This is a genomic window from Peribacillus sp. NPDC096622, assembly GCF_044762665.1.
GTDB classification, from domain to species: domain Bacteria; phylum Bacillota; class Bacilli; order Bacillales; family DSM-1321; genus Peribacillus; species Peribacillus frigoritolerans_B.
The window spans coordinates 45016-64843 of sequence record NZ_JBIWES010000015.1 but is presented as its reverse complement, the minus strand read 5'-3'; the positions used below and the strand labels follow the sequence as shown (position 1 = coordinate 64843).

Annotated in this window: 19 protein-coding genes and 2 pseudogenes; 5 read left to right on the top strand and 16 right to left on the bottom strand. The window is 36.3% G+C overall.

Translation table 11 applies throughout. The features are described 5' to 3' along the window. Nucleotides 1–244 precede the first annotated feature (244 nt). A complete protein-coding gene (locus ACIQYG_RS21695) occupies nucleotides 245–1009 on the bottom strand; it encodes a hypothetical protein (protein WP_402842318.1) in 765 nt (254 codons plus the stop codon). 789 nt (nucleotides 1010–1798) lie between these two features. Here ACIQYG_RS21695 and ACIQYG_RS21690 point away from each other — a divergent pair. Next, complete coding sequence (locus ACIQYG_RS21690) at nucleotides 1799–2485, top strand: ArsR/SmtB family transcription factor (protein WP_402842315.1); 687 nt, start codon at nucleotides 1799–1801, stop codon at nucleotides 2483–2485. A gap of 80 nt (nucleotides 2486–2565) precedes the next feature. Here the strand turns inward: ACIQYG_RS21690 and ACIQYG_RS21685 are convergent, their stop codons facing one another. The 5 genes from ACIQYG_RS21685 to ACIQYG_RS21665 all read right to left on the bottom strand — a co-directional run bounded on the left by ACIQYG_RS21685 (nucleotide 2566) and on the right by ACIQYG_RS21665 (nucleotide 6090). Next, the gene (locus ACIQYG_RS21685) at nucleotides 2566–3450 is read right to left on the bottom strand and encodes a DMT family transporter (protein WP_402842312.1); all 885 of its coding nucleotides are present in this window, start codon (nucleotides 3448–3450) and stop codon (nucleotides 2566–2568) included. A 274-nt stretch (nucleotides 3451–3724) separates the two neighbouring features. Then, nucleotides 3725–4111, bottom strand: coding sequence for an SMU1112c/YaeR family gloxylase I-like metalloprotein (gene gloA2, locus ACIQYG_RS21680; RefSeq protein WP_402842309.1), 387 nt, complete (start codon nucleotides 4109–4111; stop codon nucleotides 3725–3727). 393 nt (nucleotides 4112–4504) lie between these two features. Next, nucleotides 4505–4720: a DMT family transporter gene (locus tag ACIQYG_RS21675; protein ID WP_402842307.1), complete on the bottom strand. Its 216-nt coding sequence runs from the start codon at nucleotides 4718–4720 to the stop codon at nucleotides 4505–4507. A gap of 273 nt (nucleotides 4721–4993) precedes the next feature. Then, nucleotides 4994–5116: a hypothetical protein gene (locus ACIQYG_RS21670; protein ID WP_402842304.1), complete on the bottom strand. Its 123-nt coding sequence runs from the start codon at nucleotides 5114–5116 to the stop codon at nucleotides 4994–4996. Nucleotides 5117–5388: 272 nt separating this feature from the next. After that, nucleotides 5389–6090 (bottom strand): NucA/NucB deoxyribonuclease domain-containing protein, encoded by a 702-nt coding sequence (locus ACIQYG_RS21665; protein ID WP_402842301.1) that lies wholly within the window; start codon nucleotides 6088–6090, stop codon nucleotides 5389–5391. A 354-nt stretch (nucleotides 6091–6444) separates the two neighbouring features. Here ACIQYG_RS21665 and ACIQYG_RS21660 point away from each other — a divergent pair, with 354 nt between their 5' ends. Beyond that, complete coding sequence (locus ACIQYG_RS21660) at nucleotides 6445–6915, top strand: DinB family protein (protein WP_402842298.1); 471 nt, start codon at nucleotides 6445–6447, stop codon at nucleotides 6913–6915. A gap of 333 nt (nucleotides 6916–7248) precedes the next feature. Then, nucleotides 7249–7419 carry a hypothetical protein gene (locus ACIQYG_RS21655; RefSeq protein ID WP_402842295.1) on the top strand — a complete coding sequence of 57 codons (171 nt, stop codon included), beginning with the start codon at nucleotides 7249–7251 and terminating at the stop codon, nucleotides 7417–7419. Between the two features lie 579 nt (nucleotides 7420–7998). On the opposite strand, the gene ACIQYG_RS21650 is transcribed toward ACIQYG_RS21655, so the two are convergent. The 7 genes and pseudogenes from ACIQYG_RS21650 to ACIQYG_RS21620 form a co-directional block, all read right to left on the bottom strand. Next, nucleotides 7999–8421 (bottom strand): hypothetical protein, encoded by a 423-nt coding sequence (locus tag ACIQYG_RS21650; protein WP_402842292.1) that lies wholly within the window; start codon nucleotides 8419–8421, stop codon nucleotides 7999–8001. Between the two features lie 534 nt (nucleotides 8422–8955). Beyond that, nucleotides 8956–9030, bottom strand: a pseudogene (locus ACIQYG_RS21645) (hypothetical protein); the annotation flags it as partial. A gap of 32 nt (nucleotides 9031–9062) precedes the next feature. Then, a complete protein-coding gene (locus tag ACIQYG_RS21640) occupies nucleotides 9063–9218 on the bottom strand; it encodes a DUF1572 family protein (RefSeq protein ID WP_367233714.1) in 156 nt (51 codons plus the stop codon). A gap of 433 nt (nucleotides 9219–9651) precedes the next feature. Continuing rightward, entirely contained in the window at nucleotides 9652–10851 is a 1200-nt protein-coding gene (locus tag ACIQYG_RS21635; protein ID WP_402842289.1) for a C40 family peptidase, read from the bottom strand. Between the two features lie 605 nt (nucleotides 10852–11456). Then, complete coding sequence (locus ACIQYG_RS21630; RefSeq protein WP_402842286.1) at nucleotides 11457–11966, bottom strand: DoxX family protein; 510 nt, start codon at nucleotides 11964–11966, stop codon at nucleotides 11457–11459. Nucleotides 11967–13398: 1432 nt separating this feature from the next. Beyond that, nucleotides 13399–14142, bottom strand: a complete 744-nt coding sequence (locus ACIQYG_RS21625) for an SDR family NAD(P)-dependent oxidoreductase (protein ID WP_402842284.1) — start codon at nucleotides 14140–14142, stop codon at nucleotides 13399–13401. A 55-nt stretch (nucleotides 14143–14197) separates the two neighbouring features. Then, nucleotides 14198–14953, bottom strand: a complete 756-nt coding sequence (locus tag ACIQYG_RS21620; protein ID WP_402842281.1) for an SDR family NAD(P)-dependent oxidoreductase — start codon at nucleotides 14951–14953, stop codon at nucleotides 14198–14200. A gap of 285 nt (nucleotides 14954–15238) precedes the next feature. On the opposite strand from ACIQYG_RS21620, the gene ACIQYG_RS21615 reads away from it, so the two are divergent. Continuing rightward, complete coding sequence (locus ACIQYG_RS21615; RefSeq protein ID WP_402842279.1) at nucleotides 15239–16378, top strand: LuxR C-terminal-related transcriptional regulator; 1140 nt, start codon at nucleotides 15239–15241, stop codon at nucleotides 16376–16378. A gap of 167 nt (nucleotides 16379–16545) precedes the next feature. Here the strand turns inward: ACIQYG_RS21615 and ACIQYG_RS21610 are convergent, their stop codons facing one another. Next, on the bottom strand, nucleotides 16546–17292 hold the full coding sequence (locus ACIQYG_RS21610) for a TerC family protein (protein ID WP_402842276.1): 747 nt from the start codon (nucleotides 17290–17292) through the stop codon (nucleotides 16546–16548). A 275-nt stretch (nucleotides 17293–17567) separates the two neighbouring features. Further along, nucleotides 17568–18287, bottom strand: a pseudogene (locus ACIQYG_RS21605) (penicillin-binding transpeptidase domain-containing protein); the annotation flags it as partial. Between the two features lie 309 nt (nucleotides 18288–18596). On the opposite strand from ACIQYG_RS21605, the gene ACIQYG_RS21600 reads away from it, so the two are divergent. Beyond that, complete coding sequence (locus ACIQYG_RS21600) at nucleotides 18597–18776, top strand: small, acid-soluble spore protein, H family (RefSeq protein WP_402842273.1); 180 nt, start codon at nucleotides 18597–18599, stop codon at nucleotides 18774–18776. Between the two features lie 257 nt (nucleotides 18777–19033). On the opposite strand, the gene ACIQYG_RS21595 is transcribed toward ACIQYG_RS21600, so the two are convergent. Beyond that, a complete protein-coding gene (locus ACIQYG_RS21595; protein ID WP_402842270.1) occupies nucleotides 19034–19804 on the bottom strand; it encodes a GH25 family lysozyme in 771 nt (256 codons plus the stop codon). Between the last annotated feature and the right edge of the window lie 24 nt (nucleotides 19805–19828).

Below are 19828 nucleotides of genomic sequence, written 5' to 3'. Positions count from 1 at the left end.
CACTATACTTCTTTATTCGAAACCCTGTATGAGTTTGCTGCATATCTCCATCTTTATATTTTTCCAATGTTATTAAAGCGACCTTCGGTAAAGACAAAACAAATACTAGTCAATATAAATGAGCTATTAAACCCCTTGTGGATGCAATTACCCTAGAATTTCCGATTAATTTAACACTTCTATTTAATTCTTTAAAAAGTTCCTATATTTTCTTTATCCCTCCTGCAAATAAAAAGCACCCTATTTAATGGATGCTAAGATTTCCTTTCTTTCGTAATCTTATTTCGAATTTTTCACTGAAAAATTCATTTGCATTAAATATAGTACTAATGTCTGAAATATCACCTACGTTCACGATTAAAGCTTCATCAACTTCTTGATCTGTGAGAACTATGCGATATTCATATTGATTTTCAAAATATTTATCTTTCCAAAAATAAATATCAGTCCCTTGATTTTTATAAGAGCTCATCCTAGCTGAGGAATTGATGTTATAATCGTCATATTTTACCAATCCGCCTCTGTAAGCATAACCTTTTTCATTGAGTGCTCTAGTAATTCTGTCAATAAATTGCGATGGCGTAACAAAAATTAAGCTATCACCGAACTCCCTGATCATTTTATTGATTTGTTCTTTAGGTAAATCAAATTTGGTATAGTAATACTTTTCATCCTCCTTAACCACTTTTAACATATCGCCAACAATTGCAAACATACAATATAATGGTCTTTTTTCATTTATATTTTTTCTGAAATTCATCTTTTTAGTTCGCCCCGACATTATTAATTCATGGGTATCTTGAGTAAAGAAATTCATTGTTAATTCCGTAAAAACATGTGCTGCTTCAAATTTATCTCCTACCCCTTTTTCTCCCGAAGCACTCTCCATATCAATATACTTTTTGAAATTGTTCATATATAAATCCCCAGACAAGAAACTTTCCACAAAAGATGTGAACTTTATAAATCCAAAAACTTGACCCTTAAATCCAACGTCTGATATTTTCATACTCTTCATTCCCTCCTATTTGACTACTAAATTCGACAAAAGGGACTATTCACCGTTATTTATTCCAAGAATATTAAGGAACGTTTACTGTTAGTGAACATGTAAAAATGTATGCCTAGTTTACAAAGAATATACTTCATTAAAAAACGCTTATCCAAAGGATAGACAGTCTTTCTTCTATTAAGCTTCCAACAGCATATTCGATATGATTTCCTGTTGACAAATTACGAAGGTCTAAAAGCTGAATTCCTCTATTTTTATGAGGTTCACCTTTGTAAAGCAGCACACACAACTGGTTCGCATCGAATTCGTATGTTTTTACCTTCCGTAAACTGGAGTTCTGATGAGAAATAATCCGATTTAATAAGGTATATAGAACCCCTTGTTCCTCCAAATATTGAATTACGTAAGAATGGTAATGCCATGTAGATAGATTCTAAAATGATCATATCCAGCCTTAAAGAATTTTTAGAGCTTCAGCCAATATTTCGGCTGTTTCTTTATCAGGTAATGTACCTGTTATGTCCTGTACATATTTATAGAAAGCTTTATAAGATATTAAAAAGGACATACAAGCAATGAAGTAAGAAATAATTAACGAGGAAAATAACCGTTTCCGCTTATTAACAAATATTTAAAGCGGGATCGTGAATATACAGAATATCACTAGGACAGCGGTACTGTATAATAGAAATATAAGTTTACATATTTTAATGCTAATTACATAGCGCTCAGCTTTTTACAAACAAAAACTTAACTAAAATATCGGCAGAAAGGTTGGTAACTATTTTGAGTATAAATCCAAATATGGTGGAGATAGCCTCCCTCCTCGGGGAAACGTCACGTGCAACTATACTGGCAAGTTTAATGGATGGGCGTTTTCATACTGCAGGCGAATTAGCATTGATGGCTGTAATAACACCTCAAACCGCCAGCTTTCACCTTTCTAAATTAGTGGAAGGTAACCTTGTTAAAGTTGAAAAACACGGACGACATCGTTACTATCAGCTAGCAAATGGAGAAATTGCACACATTTTGGAATCGTTTCTTGCCATTTCCCCATCTCCTCAAGTTCGGTCGTTAAAACAATCAAGTCAAGTCAAAATGCTTCAGGAAGCCAGAACTTGCTATGATCATTTGGCAGGAAAACTAGGCGTCCAATTAACTGAATCGATGTTGAAGGCCGGATATTTGAAAAAGGAAGAGAGGGAGTTTACAGTTTTGCCCAAAGGAGATCGTTTTTTTTCTGAATTCGGCATAGATTTACTTGATTTAAGAAAAAAACGCCGTTCCTTTTCCCACTCATGTTTAGACTGGAGTGAACGTCAGCATCATCTTGGCGGTGCTTTAGGAAATGGGCTCCTTTCACATTTTTTTGATTTAGGCTGGATAGTCCGTGTTCCATCTATTCGCGCAGTAAAAGTAACACCTAAAGGGAAAGATGGATTTAAAGAAGTTTTTTGCATAGAGGTATAATTTAATAATCCCTCGTAAAAAAGAAAAGAGGCTCATTTCTTTTTCACGAGGGATTTTCTGTTGAACTATTCATACGATTACTATAAAGCTCTATTAACAAATTTATTTTCCTTTTGGAAATTGCTATTTACAAGATAGATGCCAATGATAATAAACAGTCCGCCAATTAGGACTGAAGTGTATATCTGTTCACCTAATAGTGCCCACCCTGATAATACACCGAAGAAAGGTGCCAAAAATAAAAAGGCACTTGTTTTTCCTGGATCACTCTTTTGTAAAAGGTAATACCAAACAGCAAATTGAACGATCGATGACATGATACTTAACCATAATAAAATGAACAACGAATTACCATTCAGTATGAAAAATGGTTTTTCAAGATTAAAGCTGCCAAGTAAAAGCAGTAAACCGCCGAAAAGCATCTGATAGGCAGATAAAACCCATGTATCGGAAATCGCTCCCCATTTTTTCGCCAATAAAGTGGAAATGGCCCAGAAAACAGCAGAAAAAATGCCGAAAAGAATACCAACCTTGAATTCAAGTTGCGCCCCCATCGTTATAATTACCCCAACTAATCCTAATAAAACTCCAATCCATTGATATAGTTTATAGCGTGTTTGTGAAAAGATAGTACCGAATACAACAACAAGCAACGGGTTCGTGAATGTAAGAATGGAGGATTCACTTGCTGTAATAGTGCGTAAACTCAGGAAAATGCACCCCATTACTCCGGCTGTTTGAAATGTGCCGATAATAAGCATCTTTATCCAATCCCCTCTAGAGTTTGGATGCGGTCTTTTTAAAAAGATTACGATCATCGCCATTATGAATCCGGCAAGTGTGAAGCGTAATGCTGCTAATAATAATGGGGATGAATAAGGTAAACCAATTTTAACGACTGCAAAAGAAGAACCCATCAAAAATGTCGTTAAAAGTATCAACAGTGTAAATTTGTAAACATTCATTTTTTTATCTCCTGACATATTTAAATGACCGATCTACAGATATTATAGCTGGTGATTATTTCAGCTCTCATCGAAATATGGAATACAAGTGGAGATAAATTTAATAGTATCGACATATCATAGGGATCTTCATAGTTCAATTGGCATATGTAACCTCTTTAAATCTTTGAAATCAAATTTAAAAAAGAGTTTACCTCAAATCTTGAAGTTTTATCTCTTCTAGCAAACTTCATGCCTTAAATTTCTCTCATCAACCTAACTAAGCTTGTAATTCCTATTTTTCATATATTTCAAGAGGCAAATCATCCGGATCACAAAAAAAAGTAAACCTTTTTCCTGTTAACTCATCAACACGGATAGGTTCGACTGGAATGTTCTCTTTTTCTAAATCTTCAATCGCCTGATTAATATCTTCCACTTCAAAAGCAAGATGTCTAAGCCCTCTTGCTTCAGGATAACTAGGTCGGTGGGGGCTATCAGGAAATGAGAACAATTCCAGCTGATATTCCCCTCCGACGATTAGATCCAATTTATAGGATTTCCTTTCTGACCGATATGTTTCCTTCTCGATATCACACCCTAAAATATTCACATAGAAGTTTTTTGATTTTTCATAATCGGAACAAATTATTGCTACATGATGTATTTTATTAATCTTCATTTGCTTCCTCCCCAAGAACATCGGTTATTTTCAATCTAATTTTACCAAAGTTATACATTAGACAAAAACTTAGTTTTCTTTACTTCCTTCGGACTCAACTGCACGAAACTGCTGCATCCATTTCCCTTTCATCTGAATATAAAATGCTTTATTTTTTAAATAAATGAAAATTAACCTAAAGACTTGAATCAAGTCTTTTAATGTTAAGCTTATTTAATAGCACTTCATACTGATCAGAAGGTAAATAAAAATTAATCAGCAAATTAGATAGCCAGTCTTTTTTATATCACCATTCTTTTCATTTCACCTAGATATATATTTAGGTGGAAAGGGCTCTTTTTATCTTAAAAATGATGATTCCATATATCATGATTATGATCCCGATCAATTTATTTATGGTAAAGGTGCTTTTTCAAATCCGAACCACCCTAAGGTGTCAATCAGAACTGCCATGGTTAGTTGTGCGACAAGGACGATTGATATGGCATAGGCTGGTCCTAAGTGGCAGATTGCCTGCATGATGCAATAGTCGAGTAGGACTCCCAAGACGCCACTTAATAGATACAGCTTATTTATATGCCCAATCGCTAACAGGTTCTTATCCTCCAAGATGATGAAGATGGAACGCTTTAAAACATCGCATTTATAACCATTCTTATGAAAAAATCTATATATCCTTTCTCATCTCTTATAAAACGACCTGGATCTAACCAGTTCATAAAGAAGTGACAAAAAGGCTTATGTTGTACTTGCTAGGCTTAATTGCAATAACTCTCCCATTTTCCAATGTGGAGTTATGTCTACATTGGTAGCAGCTTTAAAAATTGAACCTTTTTCCCCTATAATAAAGAAAAAAGCATATCCCTTCGGGTATGCTTTTCTTTACCAGTTATCCGTTTTATCTAATAATTGATCAATATCAAATGTATCGAGATGAAATGGAATTGACTCTTCGGCAAGTTCTTCAGTAGCTAAAAGCAATTGGTCAATATCTATTATAGTCAAAAACAATTCACCTCCCTTTTAATACTTTTACACTCAAACATTACTACTAATAGTTGATTCTTTTGAGGGTATCATATCTACATTCGACATTTATTTAAGGGTAGTTCATAGGAACCGACAACGCTCTTAGTCTCCAAAAGCTCTCCAGAACTAGCCAAAAAAGTAGGTTTTGTTCAAAGGACGAACAAGCACCAAGCTAAAGATTTAAAAGCCTTGTATGGTGGTTAAGCCAAAAAGCAGGAGTACTTCACCATGGTTGTAGCTATCAGTCTTTAACTCGGGTCTTGATAAGTCTGAAGGATTTCAATGGATGTACTTATATCGTGCATTCTATTCAGGAGGAAGTACCATTGATGTGGTTCGGTACCAACTCTAAGTCTCATCCAGCCGACACAGCGACAGTTGCTCATTAAATCCAATATAAAATTGATCTTGTGCAAAATCCGATCATATGCATACCATGCAGCGAGCCAGCGTCCATGTGTATTATTCGCTGCTCTCGGAATGTATCGAACCGAGAACCTTCCATCTCCAATTCCAGCCCCTTCATAAGTACTGGCAAATGGAAATTCGTCACATTCATATCCTTCAGGCTTACTTAGTTTGGAACACGCTGCATCTTTCGCCTTTCTATTGGCGTTATACTGCACCAAATCATATTTAGAATACATTCGGGTAAGGGGGGGCTTCCCTTGTAATCCAGAAATCAAACTTCCTGGGGACGTTAGATCGTCCTTATGATGTTGAAAAGCTTCCAACATGACGTTGAAGTAAGAGTTATTCATGTCATAGTAGAAAACCAGTTGTACGTTAGCAAAGATGGACCCTTCATGATAGAAATGAGGGTTCAACACAAACATATAGTCGGCAGAGTCCATACGGATCTTCTCTTTAGGACCGTCTTCGGTAAGTGGCGGGAATTTATTACAAGGAGGGAGAAATGAATAGCTCCCTATTTGTAAATATTCATACACATAATACTTTTCTAATAATTTCCATTATACCGAAAATAAAACTATATAATTTTACAATTGTATAACAATTGTATGTATTGAATTTTCAGTCAAATCTAAAATACTTTTGGGACTTTTTATTTTTTGTGAGAAAGCTAATAAAATGGAAGGTGCAATTGGATTTATTATTTTTATTGAGCCTTAAATGAAATAACTCACCCGTAAGTTCTATAAGTAAAACGATTCTTGATCGCTCCCTATTGTGGAAAAAGAACCAGCTGACATAAAACTAATTTCAGGAAGTTTCAACCATATTCTTTTCCGATTTTTACTGGTATAATATGGATGATTTTGTTAGTGAGAGGAGAGAAAAAGATGAATCAACTTGTATTTAAGCAATTTGAGATGACGAGAGAATACTTCATCAAGAATGTAGAGTCCATTTCTATGGAACTAAACGATGTGCAGCCAGATGGCTTTAATAACACAATTCATTGGCATACTGGTCACGTTTTGACAATTACAGAACAAACTATGTTTGGTTTCCCGCATGTAACAACCCATCTTCCCACGAATTATATAGAATTGTTTGGGAATGGCACAAAGCCAGCTGATTGGACAGGGAATATACCTGCTATGGATGAGCTGGTTGTACAGTTGAAAGATCAATTAACTCGTTTAAAGCAAATTCCTCCTGAACAGCTAGATCAAGATTTGGATACACCATTCCTAGGATGTAAGACTGTTGGAGAACTTGCAGGTTTAACATTAATGCATGAAGCGACTCATATGGGGCAAATTCAGGCAATGAAGCGTATGATTGAGCATGTAAGTCTTAAAAACTGAATTTAACAAAGTGTTATATTAAGATGAAAAAACCAGTCTAATAAAGCTGGTTTTTTCTTTTGGTATATTTTATACATCATTAGTCTACATAACACTCTCTATTTTCATTACTCCACAAACTATTCCTTCTTGAACACCCTTAATCTACCTATTTTTATTAAGCTATTCTGCCCCTTAGTGCCATAAGAAAAAAGCTGACTCAGCAATCTTATTGAAGTAAAGCACCCGTAATAAACATATATTAGATTTTCCCCATTAAAAATACCCGTTATTTTTTTAGAAGCTATAGAATATTATAAAAGGGTATGATTTTTCTAAATGAGGTTTTCTATTATGTCAAAAAACAATCAACTGCAAAAACAAATAGACACTCAACTATCTGTAGCAAACTTTACTGGTACTGAATTAGGACAAGAGCTTGCAAATATTCATCAAGAAGTTTCTCAATTAATTAAATCGTATCTCCATTTCAAAATTTCCCACAAGGTGGCCCAGCAAATCTAGCTTCAAACTCATAAAAAAAACAGATAGTATCATATAGTTCTCAAGCTCAACAACAAATGAAGAAAGCAGATCAACAAAGAAGAAACTCCAAAAGAAAAACATAATATAAGAGATTATATAGGGCATGGGAAGATGACCGTCTTTAATAGAGGGCATCTTCCTTTCTCAAGTCCTTCATTTCCTTTCACTAAAAAGGAGATGCCGATCATCTCCTGGTAATGAAGTAAAGCACCTGTTAGCCATCCATTAAGCGCAAAAATCAGCGCTCCACCACAGAGAATGAAAATCGTGGGAAATCGTCCATACTCATTCTATGGCTGGATGAGTAAGGCGATGACTATGGTGCCAATAGAGCCCATTCGTTAGTCTGACTCCAACGGCCCCGGTGCATCACAGACTGTCGCTCCCTTAAGGGGTTGACAATAAATAATGGATGATAAACAATACAACCAGGCTCGGACCTTTTTTAGTAGATCTTATTAACTAGCTCACCTCGACAATAAACCCATGAGCTAGCCTGTTTTGACCCTGATGATGTAGATGTACAAGAGTTCCCTGGTTATCCTCTGAGGTTATTGTTTACTTAAAGATATCCAATCCAACTTTAAAGAATGAGTTTAATCCATAAGCCACTGATTGAACCGTATTCGCATTATCCAATAGTGACTGTTTATTCTCCCCAGTTGGATTCTCTTTTGCACGTATAAAGGAGGCTTCCAGAGCTGACAACTTTTGTTTCAACTCATTGATTTGCTCTTGGACTGAACCCTTAATTGCAGTAGCTTCCCTGAAGCACTGTTTACCTTTTGGACTAATCGTTGCTCTGCTTATCTTCCCAGTTGTACTCTTTTTGATAGCTATGAGGTTCTTGTTCGCAAGTATCACTAACTCAGCCCTTACCACTTCAAGATTTTTATCGTACTTTTCAGCAATTTTACTTACACATCTTTCTCTATTGCATTCCTCAAGGAAAAAAAGTATTTGCTTTTGTAGATGATTCATATTGGTTTCTCCTCTTAAGTTTGTTTCCATTTGCAAGAATTATGAAGTTTCTTTCTACCGTTTCTATAAAGTTTGCATACCATAAAACCCCAAAACACATATATTGTTTTTTTCGTATTTTCTCTCACAAAAAAACACCTTTAATTTATCACAGGAACCACAGAATCTAATATAAAACTACAGAAACTAACAAATGTTTTTTAAATATTCAATTAATCGCACAAAAATTGGAAGTATACACATTCATAACGTAAGGGAAAGAACGAGACAAACATTGTTTAAGGATATAGGGACAAGAGGATCAGTGCCATTCGATTGCGGGAAGTATTAGGCTCAACAACTCGAAGAGTAAGAAAAACAGCTGCTATGTTAACCGAAATCGATGAATATAGTAAAAGGATCTAAGATCATCTCACCAAGAAAAGCTGGTGGCAGAAATTATGAAAGTAAATAAAAATATCCATATGGGTTATACCAAGATAAAATTCTCTGGCGCCCGTTAAGAAAACAGGTTTTTTCTGAAGTATATATCAATTAGGGTTTTCCATCCTTTTCCCAAACAATAGTTAGCTCGGATTTTGAAGATATATCATCTATAAATTCTTCATCACGATTTCTATATCCCTTTCCTCCGTCTGAAGTTAAAAAGTCATTCCACCTTGTGAAATCATATTTCCACTCAAATGCTTTACTATTACCGCAACAGACTCGATATTATGAGTCCAATGTATTTTCCTTTCGGATAATTGATTTACCGTTTTATCTCCAAGGCTTTTTACACTTTTAAACCTTTCGATTAATCTTTAAATATTCGTTTCCAATATCATAGTCAGTCCCTTCCAAAAATATTATTTTCTTAAAATTAACTTGAAATTTTTACCACAACCATTAAAATAAGGTTTTCTTCAACTAACTGCCCATTTAGCTCATTAAGAAAAACCGAAATCAGGTCATTTCGGTTTTTCTTTTTTATAAACAGTACAACTTTTTTCTAATCCACAATTTCGATTCTTATCGCAGTTAAAACATCTATTAATAACCGATAAAACTTAACAACTTTCATTTTCTTTTCATTTGTATATTCCTCAAAACTTTTGCCCTTTTTAAGTCATTAAAAACCCCTCTAGATAGTAGTTGTAACATCGTTTGTTCGTGATCTTGTTACACTGCATACCTTAAGTGGATAATATGACTTGAAAATTCAAGTAGCCTAACTCTCTCGTGGCTATCTTAGTCCATATGGACTTGGACTTGCCCAAAACTTTCGAACTTCTGAGTAAAATAACTTGAAGTAAGATCAGATATATGAACTCCAGTATTCCTTGTTGTATGAATAAAGCGACCATCCCCTAGATAAATACCGACGTGGGTTATCTCTTGACTTAAGTCTGTATCTCTAAAAAATACAAAGTCCCCTGCCTTTGGATCGCTGATTTTCGGCAGCAAGGAATGGTAGTCCGCTGCTGAACCACGTTTAAGGGAAATGCCCTGCTCCTTCATGGCCCAATAGATAAAACCGCTGCAATCCATTCCAATCATCGGATCATATTCCCCGAAAACATAGTTAAATCCACGTAGAGTATAGGCATACTTTATGACATCGTAAGCTTTATCATAGGAAGCCTCTTGATTTGTATAAAATGGATACAAGGGATTGCTGTATATTTGAAGATACTGTCCCTGCATCAAGCTCTCAGTTGGTAACGCGTTACGCTTTTTGATTGTATCCACCGATACACCGTAATTATCCGAGATACTTTTAAGTGTTTCATTATTTTGAACGACATGCTCTCCTTTTGGTGTATACGTTTTATACTCGGCTTGGTATTGTGCAAAATATTTTTCTGTGGTAGATCTCACCTGAACTGTCTCTGCTCCGTATCCAGAATTAACGAACTGATTTCCCCCCAGATAGATCCCAGCGGTGACGACTTTTGTACTTCCCATTTCTAGAAAAAATATAACATCTCCAGCCTTAGGCGTATTTGTATCCATTCCTTGCTTATAATAGCCTTCAACTGACAAACGGTCGATAGGCACCTTTTGTCGGGAGAGTACCCAATGAATCAATCCGCTAGAATCAAACCCTTTGATAGGTGTCTCTTCCCCAGCCGTTTTTTTAAATCCTGTAAAAGATTTCGCATAATTCCCAATTTGTTTCCCTCTCTCTGACCACTGATAGTTCGAAGGAGTATAATCAGTCTGAATGGTTAACTTCTGGCCAATATATAACTTATCATCCGGTAAACCATTCATATTCATTAGTTGCTCTGTCGATATATCATAGATCGCTGCAATCGATTCTACCGTTTCTTGAGAGGATACAGTATGCACTCGATCTGCTGCTTCAACTTTCAAGCCAGATAAAAAAGTAAAACTAACCATGCCTAGTAATAAAAACAACATACTACCTAATATTCTTTTCGCCATTTAACCCTTCCTTTATCATACAGATTTTGTTCCTTCCTAATGAAATGATGTAATAAAATATCAACTTTACAACTTTAACATAAAAATACTATTAATTGGATTTACTTCCACTTTTATAAAATTGAACTAACCTGCTCTTTTGTTTATACTTTTGCGATATTAATATAAGGCCATATTGTAAAAAAATGCCCCTTCGTAAAAGTGTCTTTTACGAAATACGCTATTAAGCTAATTATAGGATCAACAATAATAATGATATGACGCGAAATACAAAAAGCTCAGTTCCAAAGTAAGAAAGAACTGAGTTCAGACTGTAGACGAACTCGATGAAGAACAAGTTTGTCTCAATTTTATTTAGGTTTATAAAACCTTGAACATCGCTTGGAACATAGGGTACTCGCTTTCCGCGGGCGGTCCGCCCTCGGCGCTTTTGCGCCTGTAGGGTCTCCCCTAGACGTGCCTTTCCGCAGGATTCTCCCACAAACGCTCCAATCAACTCTGTTTTGAAATTTAGATAAGACCCCCTTTTGTCTACAAACTCCTGAGTTTTTAAATATTTCCTTCACTCTTATATGTTGTAAAGTTATGAATAAATAACTTTATCTTTAACTTTGCATAGTGACTTCTTGTTCCTTTTTTCTAAATATTTGTTTTCTTAAGAATGGGATTATCCAACGATCTAAACCTATTCTCGCTGCATTAAAGCCTGCAACAAGGATAAATATTTCAATTAAAACCATCTGTGGGTTTGTACTCGTTGCTCCAGAGAACATGTAGGAAAAGTTCATTAGCACTCCCATTAATACAGCAAAAGTTGTAAAAGTTCCTAAAATTAATCCAAGTCCGACTAAAAATTCACCCCACGGAACTAGAATGTTGAATATCCCTACATTTGGTAATGCAAAGTCACCTAAAAAGTCAGCCCACCAAGATTGAACAGATGGATGTTCACCAGTTACTTTTCCTATTGCACCTGTTATGAATCCAGATGCATCAAATTTCCCACTAGTTATTTTACTCCACCCTGCATTCAACCACTGCCACCCTATAAATATACGAAGTATTGTCAGCATAAATGACGCGTAAACATTTTCTCTTATAAACTTAACTAACATTATTAAATCCTCCTTAAAAATAAGTAGTTATACTGGTTAACAACAATTTTCACAAGGCTATTAAATTGTCTTAGTCTTAGTCGTATCTATTCAAAAAAAGATAATCCGTAAAAATTTATCAGTATTTTTAGCAAGCTCCATTGCTAAAAAAGACCCTTGTTTGTTGCCCTCTTGAAATTTCTCCAACTAACCATTTGCAAACCTTTAAGTGCTCATTCTTTTTCTTTTTTTTTAAATAAACCTAGATGGGGATACGTTCCGAGAAATACAGATCCAAAACAGTAATTAGAAAATCTCATTCAATATTGCTTCTTGGGGACATATGGACAGATTTTCTTAGCTCGTTAAAACTTTTTCCGGATATTTGAATATTGACTTATCTTTCGGGATTAAGTTTAACAAACCTATTAATAATGTTTATTTCCCTGCCCCATTTGGACTGATAACCCCAACCAATTCACGTTTACCGCTTCATTACCATGTTAGGATACAAACAAACTCTTAACGGTAAATGCGGAATTCATTGCAAACATCTCCTTTGTAAATAATTTTTCGATAAACTAATAATGTTTACCAAAGGCAACATCAATCTAAAAAAATAAAGTGGTTATCTATCACACTTCACTTTAACTGCATTATATGCACTAAGGTAAAAAAGTTTCCCTAAGGAAAATTTTAAGCTAAAGGTAAAACCTTGTCAATCAAAATGGAGCCATTACTACCCTTATCTTCGGGTGGCTGGGTGTGCACTTTCTTAAGAAAAACGTTTAAATGTGAATGCCCCATTTCTACTTCTTATATGTAACAGGTTTTTCACTTGGTAACGTGACAGTTATTTACTTTATTAATTCTAACAATAGTAAAGTAGTGAACTTGCCCCTAATATTGGGAAATACTTTGCTCAAAAGAAACAAAAATACCTAATAATGTGACTAAATAAAATTAATCTAATAATTTATTCTTTTTTCTCAAAACCAGACTAATCTAAACGTAAAGATATTAGCATACGTCCATATACTATTTGAAATGAGTAGGAAAATGGTGTATAGACCTACTGAAAGATGCCCGAACGTATATAAAAGTTATATAGAGAATATCTAATATACGACCGATCTAGATCGTAATCGAATTATCCGTTTGGCCTTATTTATCGCCGCACATTCAAAAAGAGGATAAAAGTATCCTCCATAAACATAAAATTACTGAATTCCCTCTCCCCTGCAACTGCTTGTATCGTTTCTTCTTCCAAGGAAATGTTTTTAGCATTCCCGGGGATTTTTTCATTATATGCAAAAAAAAGAGCCCTCCAGTAGAGTTGAGTAATCTAACCCCACTCACCTTACGGAAGAAGCTCTATTTTTCATGTAATTTTCATATCAAACGAATTTGACTGATTGATAGAACCAGCCATTAATCCTTAAACGAGGCCTTTTTATACTGCCGTATAACCGCCGTCGACAATAAGGCTTGTGCCTGTAACAAATGATGCATCGTCACTTGCAAGGAAGAGAACGGCTTTAGCCACTTCTTCCGCTCTGCCTAAACGGCCGATTGGATGTAAATCGATCAAACCTTGTCTGATCTCACCTTGAGCTTGGGCAATAAGTGGTGTATCAATATATCCTGGGCAAACTGCATTGACACGAATGCCATCTTTTGCATAAGTCGCACCTAACGTTTGTGTTAACAGTTTGACCCCTCCTTTCGCAGCAGAATAGGCTGTTACCCCAGGTTTCCCTGCATGGCTATGGATGGAGCCTGTATTGACAATTGCGCCGCCAGTAGATTGTTTTTGCATTTGCTCTATCGCATATTTATCGGATAGGAAGACACCGGATAAATTAATATCAATTGTTTTTTGCCATTGCTCATAGCTTAACTCATGAATGTTTCCGTCTCTGGCAATTCCCGCGTTAGCGAACATGATATCCAGTTTTCCATATTTGTTAACCGTCTCTTCGATCATATTCTTTACGTCCGTTTCATTCGTCACGTCAGTTTTAACAAAAAGAGTATCATACCCTTTGCCATTTAACTCTTCTGACACCGCTTGTCCATGATCAGCAAAATCGGCAATGACCACCTTTGCTCCTTCTTCTGCAAATAATTGAGCCGTACTTGCTCCAATCCCGCTTGCTCCCCCTGTTACGATTGCCACTTTATTTTCTAATCTCATATCTAAACACTCCTTTGTTTTTTAGTTTCTAATATCCCCTAATAATGTAGGGATTTTAGCGAGCAGTCGCTCCGCCATCTATCACAAATTCAGTACCCGTCGTATAGGAAGATTCGTCCGAGGCAATGAAAAGCACTGTATTCGCCACATTATTGACGCTGCCCAGATGTCCCAACGGAAATTCTTTACCCAATTCATCTTTTGAACTGCCCGTTTGTTCAGATGCATAGTCCGCCATCCCGGTATCGATATATCCTGGATGAATCGAGTTTACACGGACCCCTTTTGAAGCATACTCGATGGCAGCATCTTTAGTCATAGTCCGGACCGCTCCCTTGCTTGCACCGTATAAAACATGACCAGGCGCGCCAATCAAGCCTGCAATGGAGGAAGCGTTTATGACCGACCCTTTATTTTGTTTCGCCATGAGTGGCATAATATGTTTTATTCCCAAGAATACGCCGGTCACGTTAATCGACATGAGGCGATTCCATTCCACCAGTTCAATTTCCGCAACTGGTTTAATGATATAAATACCCGCATTGTTGAACAGAACATCCACCTTATCAAAAGTATCGATCGTATCCTTTGCAACCCTTTTCCAATCTTCTTCATTGCTGACATCATGACGGATGAATAGGGCTTCACCGCCGATTGCCTGAATGTCATTCACAGCTTGATCACCGGATTCCTGGTTGATGTCAGTGATGACGATTTTTGCTCCCTCCCTAGCAAATAACAAAGCTGTTTCTTTCCCGATTCCTGTACCCCCGCCTGTAATGATTGCCACTTTGTTTTCAAGTCTCTTCATATTACCAAATCTCCTTTTCTTACTACGCAACAGATTCCTTGAGCACCAGAAATCTCCATCCCTTGAGGTTCTCCCTGGACGACCATTCTTATACAAGCAAATAGCTGACTACAATGTTGAAATCCTTGATTGAATTAGAAAATGGTCATCTAATAGCTTCATTCTGTGTTCATACATTTATTTTACTCCTTACAATTTGAATTACTATCCTATAAAGTGCTGTATAATAATAAGGTTAGTTCCCCCTTTTTATAGGGTATTTTGTTTTAAGGAGAAGGAATTCACATGGCTCATCCCTTTCATGCATATGAAGAAATAACATTGCAGCAATACATATTATTCATTAAAAGTCATAACAAACAGATTGAAGAAAATATCAATATTTATTTGAATCTAGAGCCCTTCATATTAGAACCTGAACGTAAGATGATACAAACATTATTGGAATCATTTTTACTATTTTTATCCGCTCCAAATATCGAGGACATAAAAGACACATTCGAAGAGCATTTGGATACTTGGCTTCAATCACATTTACCCCTTTTAAATGATACTCATTTCAGCATGTTCCGATTAATCTTTGAAAAGTCGATTGTTACCTTAATGGTAAACCTGAAACATGCCCAACCGCTTTCCATTCTTATGTTCTTATTATCCATTTTCTCTCATCTCATCCATTACTATAACAAGTGGACGGGCGATGAACCGGATCAACATCCCAAAACCAAACAAGAGAATGCAGAACTTAAAAGACTGCAGTTACTGGACCGATTAGATGAACTTTTAATTAACTCGGCAGGATTTAAGGATTTTGCTTTTATCCTAAAAAAATGTGAGGAGTTCTTTAACTATAAAAGATGTGTTTTTTATGCTTATATTCCTTGGTCCAATCAATTTTACGGCACCATTGGATCGGAGCTGCCAAAAGTTCAAAGCATGAGGGGGCAACTCAGCTCCAAGCAATCCATGGTATTCAATTCAAAAAAGCCGGTATTTTTAAAGAATCCCCGTAATCACATTAAAGAGGAACATATACAGCTATTTAATCTTTCATCTGTCATTTTTGTACCCATTGTTCATGACCAGCAAGTCTTCGGCTGGCTGACCTTTGATCAATTAGGGGAGGAATTCGATTATTCAATAGATGAACTGACTTTACTTGAACAGGTCGGAAAACGGCTCGGTTTATATTTATCAAGAAAAGATGATGAGGTGTCAATTGGTACCGACATACAACTGACGGAACGGGAAGCCATGATTTTAAATTTACTGGCTGAGGGCTATAACAATAAAAAAATGGCTGAATTGCTGCTATTAAGCGAGCATACCGTTAGAGATTATGTAAGCAGTTTAATAACAAAGTTTAAAGCTAAAAACCGTACACAGGCAGTCGTTTATGGTTTTCGGTTAGGGTTATTGAAGTAAAATTGAATCAATCAACAGCTTTACTGATCTTTATGACGATTTGTCATATTTTCAACATTAAGAAATCTATATAGAAGGGCATTGTAGAATAACCCAAAAAAAAGACCGAAAAATTTTTTCCGGTCTTTGATCTTCTTGAAATTTTCATTTATTAATTTACTTTCACTTTATTTACTTTCACTTTTTTTCTCTGTTTTTCCAGATAAAAACCATCCGCCTATAGCAATGAGAAGCATGACTGACCAAAAGATTATATTCCAAATCGGTCCTTCAACAAACTCGTGAGAGATAATGTGCACGGCTGGATGCGCAAGAGTATGCATTAATAATTTAACCCCTACCCAGCCAACGATTAACATGGCTGCCGTTTCGAGGCTAGGTCGCTCCGTCAGTATCTTAACGAAGTATCCTGCCGCAAACCGGATGACGATTAAACCTGCAATTGCCCCTAATAAAATAACAATGAATTTTGCCCCATCCATACCTCCTATATCACCCATCGGCGTATCTGGCAAGGCAATGACAAGAGCGACTGCAGCTAAAATTGAATCAATAGCAAAAGCAATATCAGCTAATGCAATTTGCGCAACGGTCATACGGTAGCTTTTCCCTTTTTTTTCTTTTTCTCCGTGATCCCTTTTTAATAAATGCTTTAATGAGATGAAAATTAAATATGCAGCCCCAATGGCTTGAACTTGCCAAACATGGAAAAGGTACGAAATGATGAAGATTGCACCAATCCTAAATATAAAAGCCAAAAGCAACCCAATATTAATCGCTTTTTTTTGCTGTTCTTTTGGTAAATGCTTTGACATTATGGCTAAAACCAATGCATTATCAGCAGATAATAAACCTTCTAAAAAAATTAGAATAATTAACACCCAGCCATATTCCAATAATAACGATAGTTCCATGATACCCCCCTAAAAGCATGTATAAGAATGCGTATATGACTTCAAACCCAACAACACTTTCTCCTCCAATATTGTCCCATCTTATCTACTTCCTTATTCAACCCTTCCGTCCCATTAGCTTCATAAAAATAGGGTACCGATGCAGCTCCCTGTTTAAAGTAAAGCATCCGTCAGCTCTATAATATCTTTTATGCTTAGACTTCATCCGATTGGGAAAAATCGGGATTTATATCTTCACACTTCGGAAAGCACCAACTTAATTCCCAATCTGACGTTAAATGGTATTTCTGTAAAATGTCTTTCATGATGTTCCTGGCGTCTGCCGATGTATCGGAGATATTCGTTACAAAAACATAGTCAAGTTCTTTTGTTTCAATAAAACCAACATACCAGCCAACGTTTGACCCCTGCCCCGTTTTTCCGTAAAGTTTATAGTTGTCCCCTTCAGTCTGGATCATCATTCTTTTAACGGTTTTCATGATATCCTTATAAAAAGGAAGATTTTGTATGTATAAATTTTCCATATATTCCACTAGGAGAAATTTTGAGTGAGCTGCTTAGCCAAAACTGATCAATCCCTCCACTAATATCTTGGTTGCCATAAGAAATCTTATGAATCCATTCCTCGATTCGACTCTCTCCAATGTCGGGGGCCATTACTTGATAATACCAAACAACTGAGTTCCTTAAACCGGACCCAAGCGTATGATCCTGGTTCCATATCTCAATTTCCCTTTTCACACCATCCCAGTATTTAATGTCATATTCATCCTCTACAGCCCCGACCTGTAATCCGATGAGTGCATTGGGCACCTTAAAAGTCGATTGCTGCGCAAATCTTTGTTCGGCACGTTCATTATTATAGATAAAAGTCTTGCCTGTTTTCACTTCACGTAATATAAAAGTTCCATCACGTTCAGCAAAAATTCATCAATGTCGAGCTTCTTCATGTTAAGTTTATCTTTGGCGGCATTGGCCCCGCTTGGCTGTTGCATGCATGTAAATAGTACGGATGCGCAAATAAGTATTAAAAGGGCTGCCAGAAGACTGCTTTTTTTAAAATTCATCACCTCAAAAAAATTATTTACAATCCTATCCATTCTAGCAGATAAATCCAATATTTTTAAGATTAAGAATTCTCATCTTTTCATAACAAGCTTAATTAAAAAAGAGTTACGGCGGATAACGTGGAAAGTTAAACATCATTGCACTCCTTATATAATTTAGTTGCAATATTAATCAAATGAATAAAATCAAGGCTTTTCCTAAATAATAGGAAGACTAATTAACAGGGAGGGATTTATATGGATGCTAAGCGTGTAAAGCAGATACTTTCTTCATCAGCTGACATTGAGGTTAGATATAATGGCACTTCAGTATGGATTGATAATTTAAATGAAGATGGAAGAACGGCTACAGTACATCTAAGAGGCCCATTAGAGGAAAGATCAGACGTAGCAATAGACGAACTTAAAGAAATATAATATCCATTAAAATAAGCTCCTCTTAATGAGAAGAGCCGAGTTTGTCTACAGTAAATTAAGGATTTGTACAATTTGAACGTTGATTTACTCTCCAGGCACTCGCTTTCCGCGGGCGTTCCGGGAAGCCTCCTGCGCCTTTGCGCCTATGGGGTCTCCCTGGACCCGCTTTTCCCGTCTCGCACACCCGCTCCAATCTACCTTGTTTTGACCTTTTGAAAGAACCCCATACTTCGTACCTCTCGTAATGAGAAGATCCTTTATTTCAACCTTAATTTTTGACCGATATAAATTTTGTCGGGGTCTTTAATTCCGTTAAGACTAACAAGCGATTTCACCGTTGTTTTATGATTTTTTGCAATGAAGCTAAGAGTGTCACCTTTTTTTACAGTATACGTTGTGGCTGGTGCTGTTTTCAATGCACGGGAGTTGCGGGCCCTAAAAGTATTTATTGGATCTGTAAAATCCCTATAGGCTATGTTCAAATCCACCTTTGTCCTGATCCCACTTACCTTACCTGAATCAGAATGCTGCCAAATATCCGTGCTACGTCCCAACATGCTGTTGTATCTGGCAATCCACAAAGCGTAGTTCGTTAACCTTGATTCATCTAGGGCATTTTCGAGAAAGTATTTACCACTATACAGCATAGCCGTATATCCAGCTTCTTCAATAGCTTCCAAAAAAGCGATTGCTGCATCGGTTAGCGTTTTTTTATTTGCCTTTTTTTTATTTTCCTCAAGATCAAGGACAACAGGGTAATTTAAAGCAAAAGAGCTGATAGAATCTAAAAAATAAGCAGCTTCAGCCTTTGCTTCTGCAACAGTTGCAAACTTTGCATAGTGATAGGCCCCGACTTTCAATCCCGCTGCCAATGCTTGTGGTGCATTTTCTTTGAAATAGGAAAGCTTAGAATAACTTGTTCCCTCTGTTGCTTTAATGAATACGAACTTCACGTCTGCCTTTGCAACTTCCTCCCAATTAATAGCACCTTGCCAATGTGAAACATCGATTCCCTTTATATATTCCATATTAATGACCTCCTCAAGGAACAA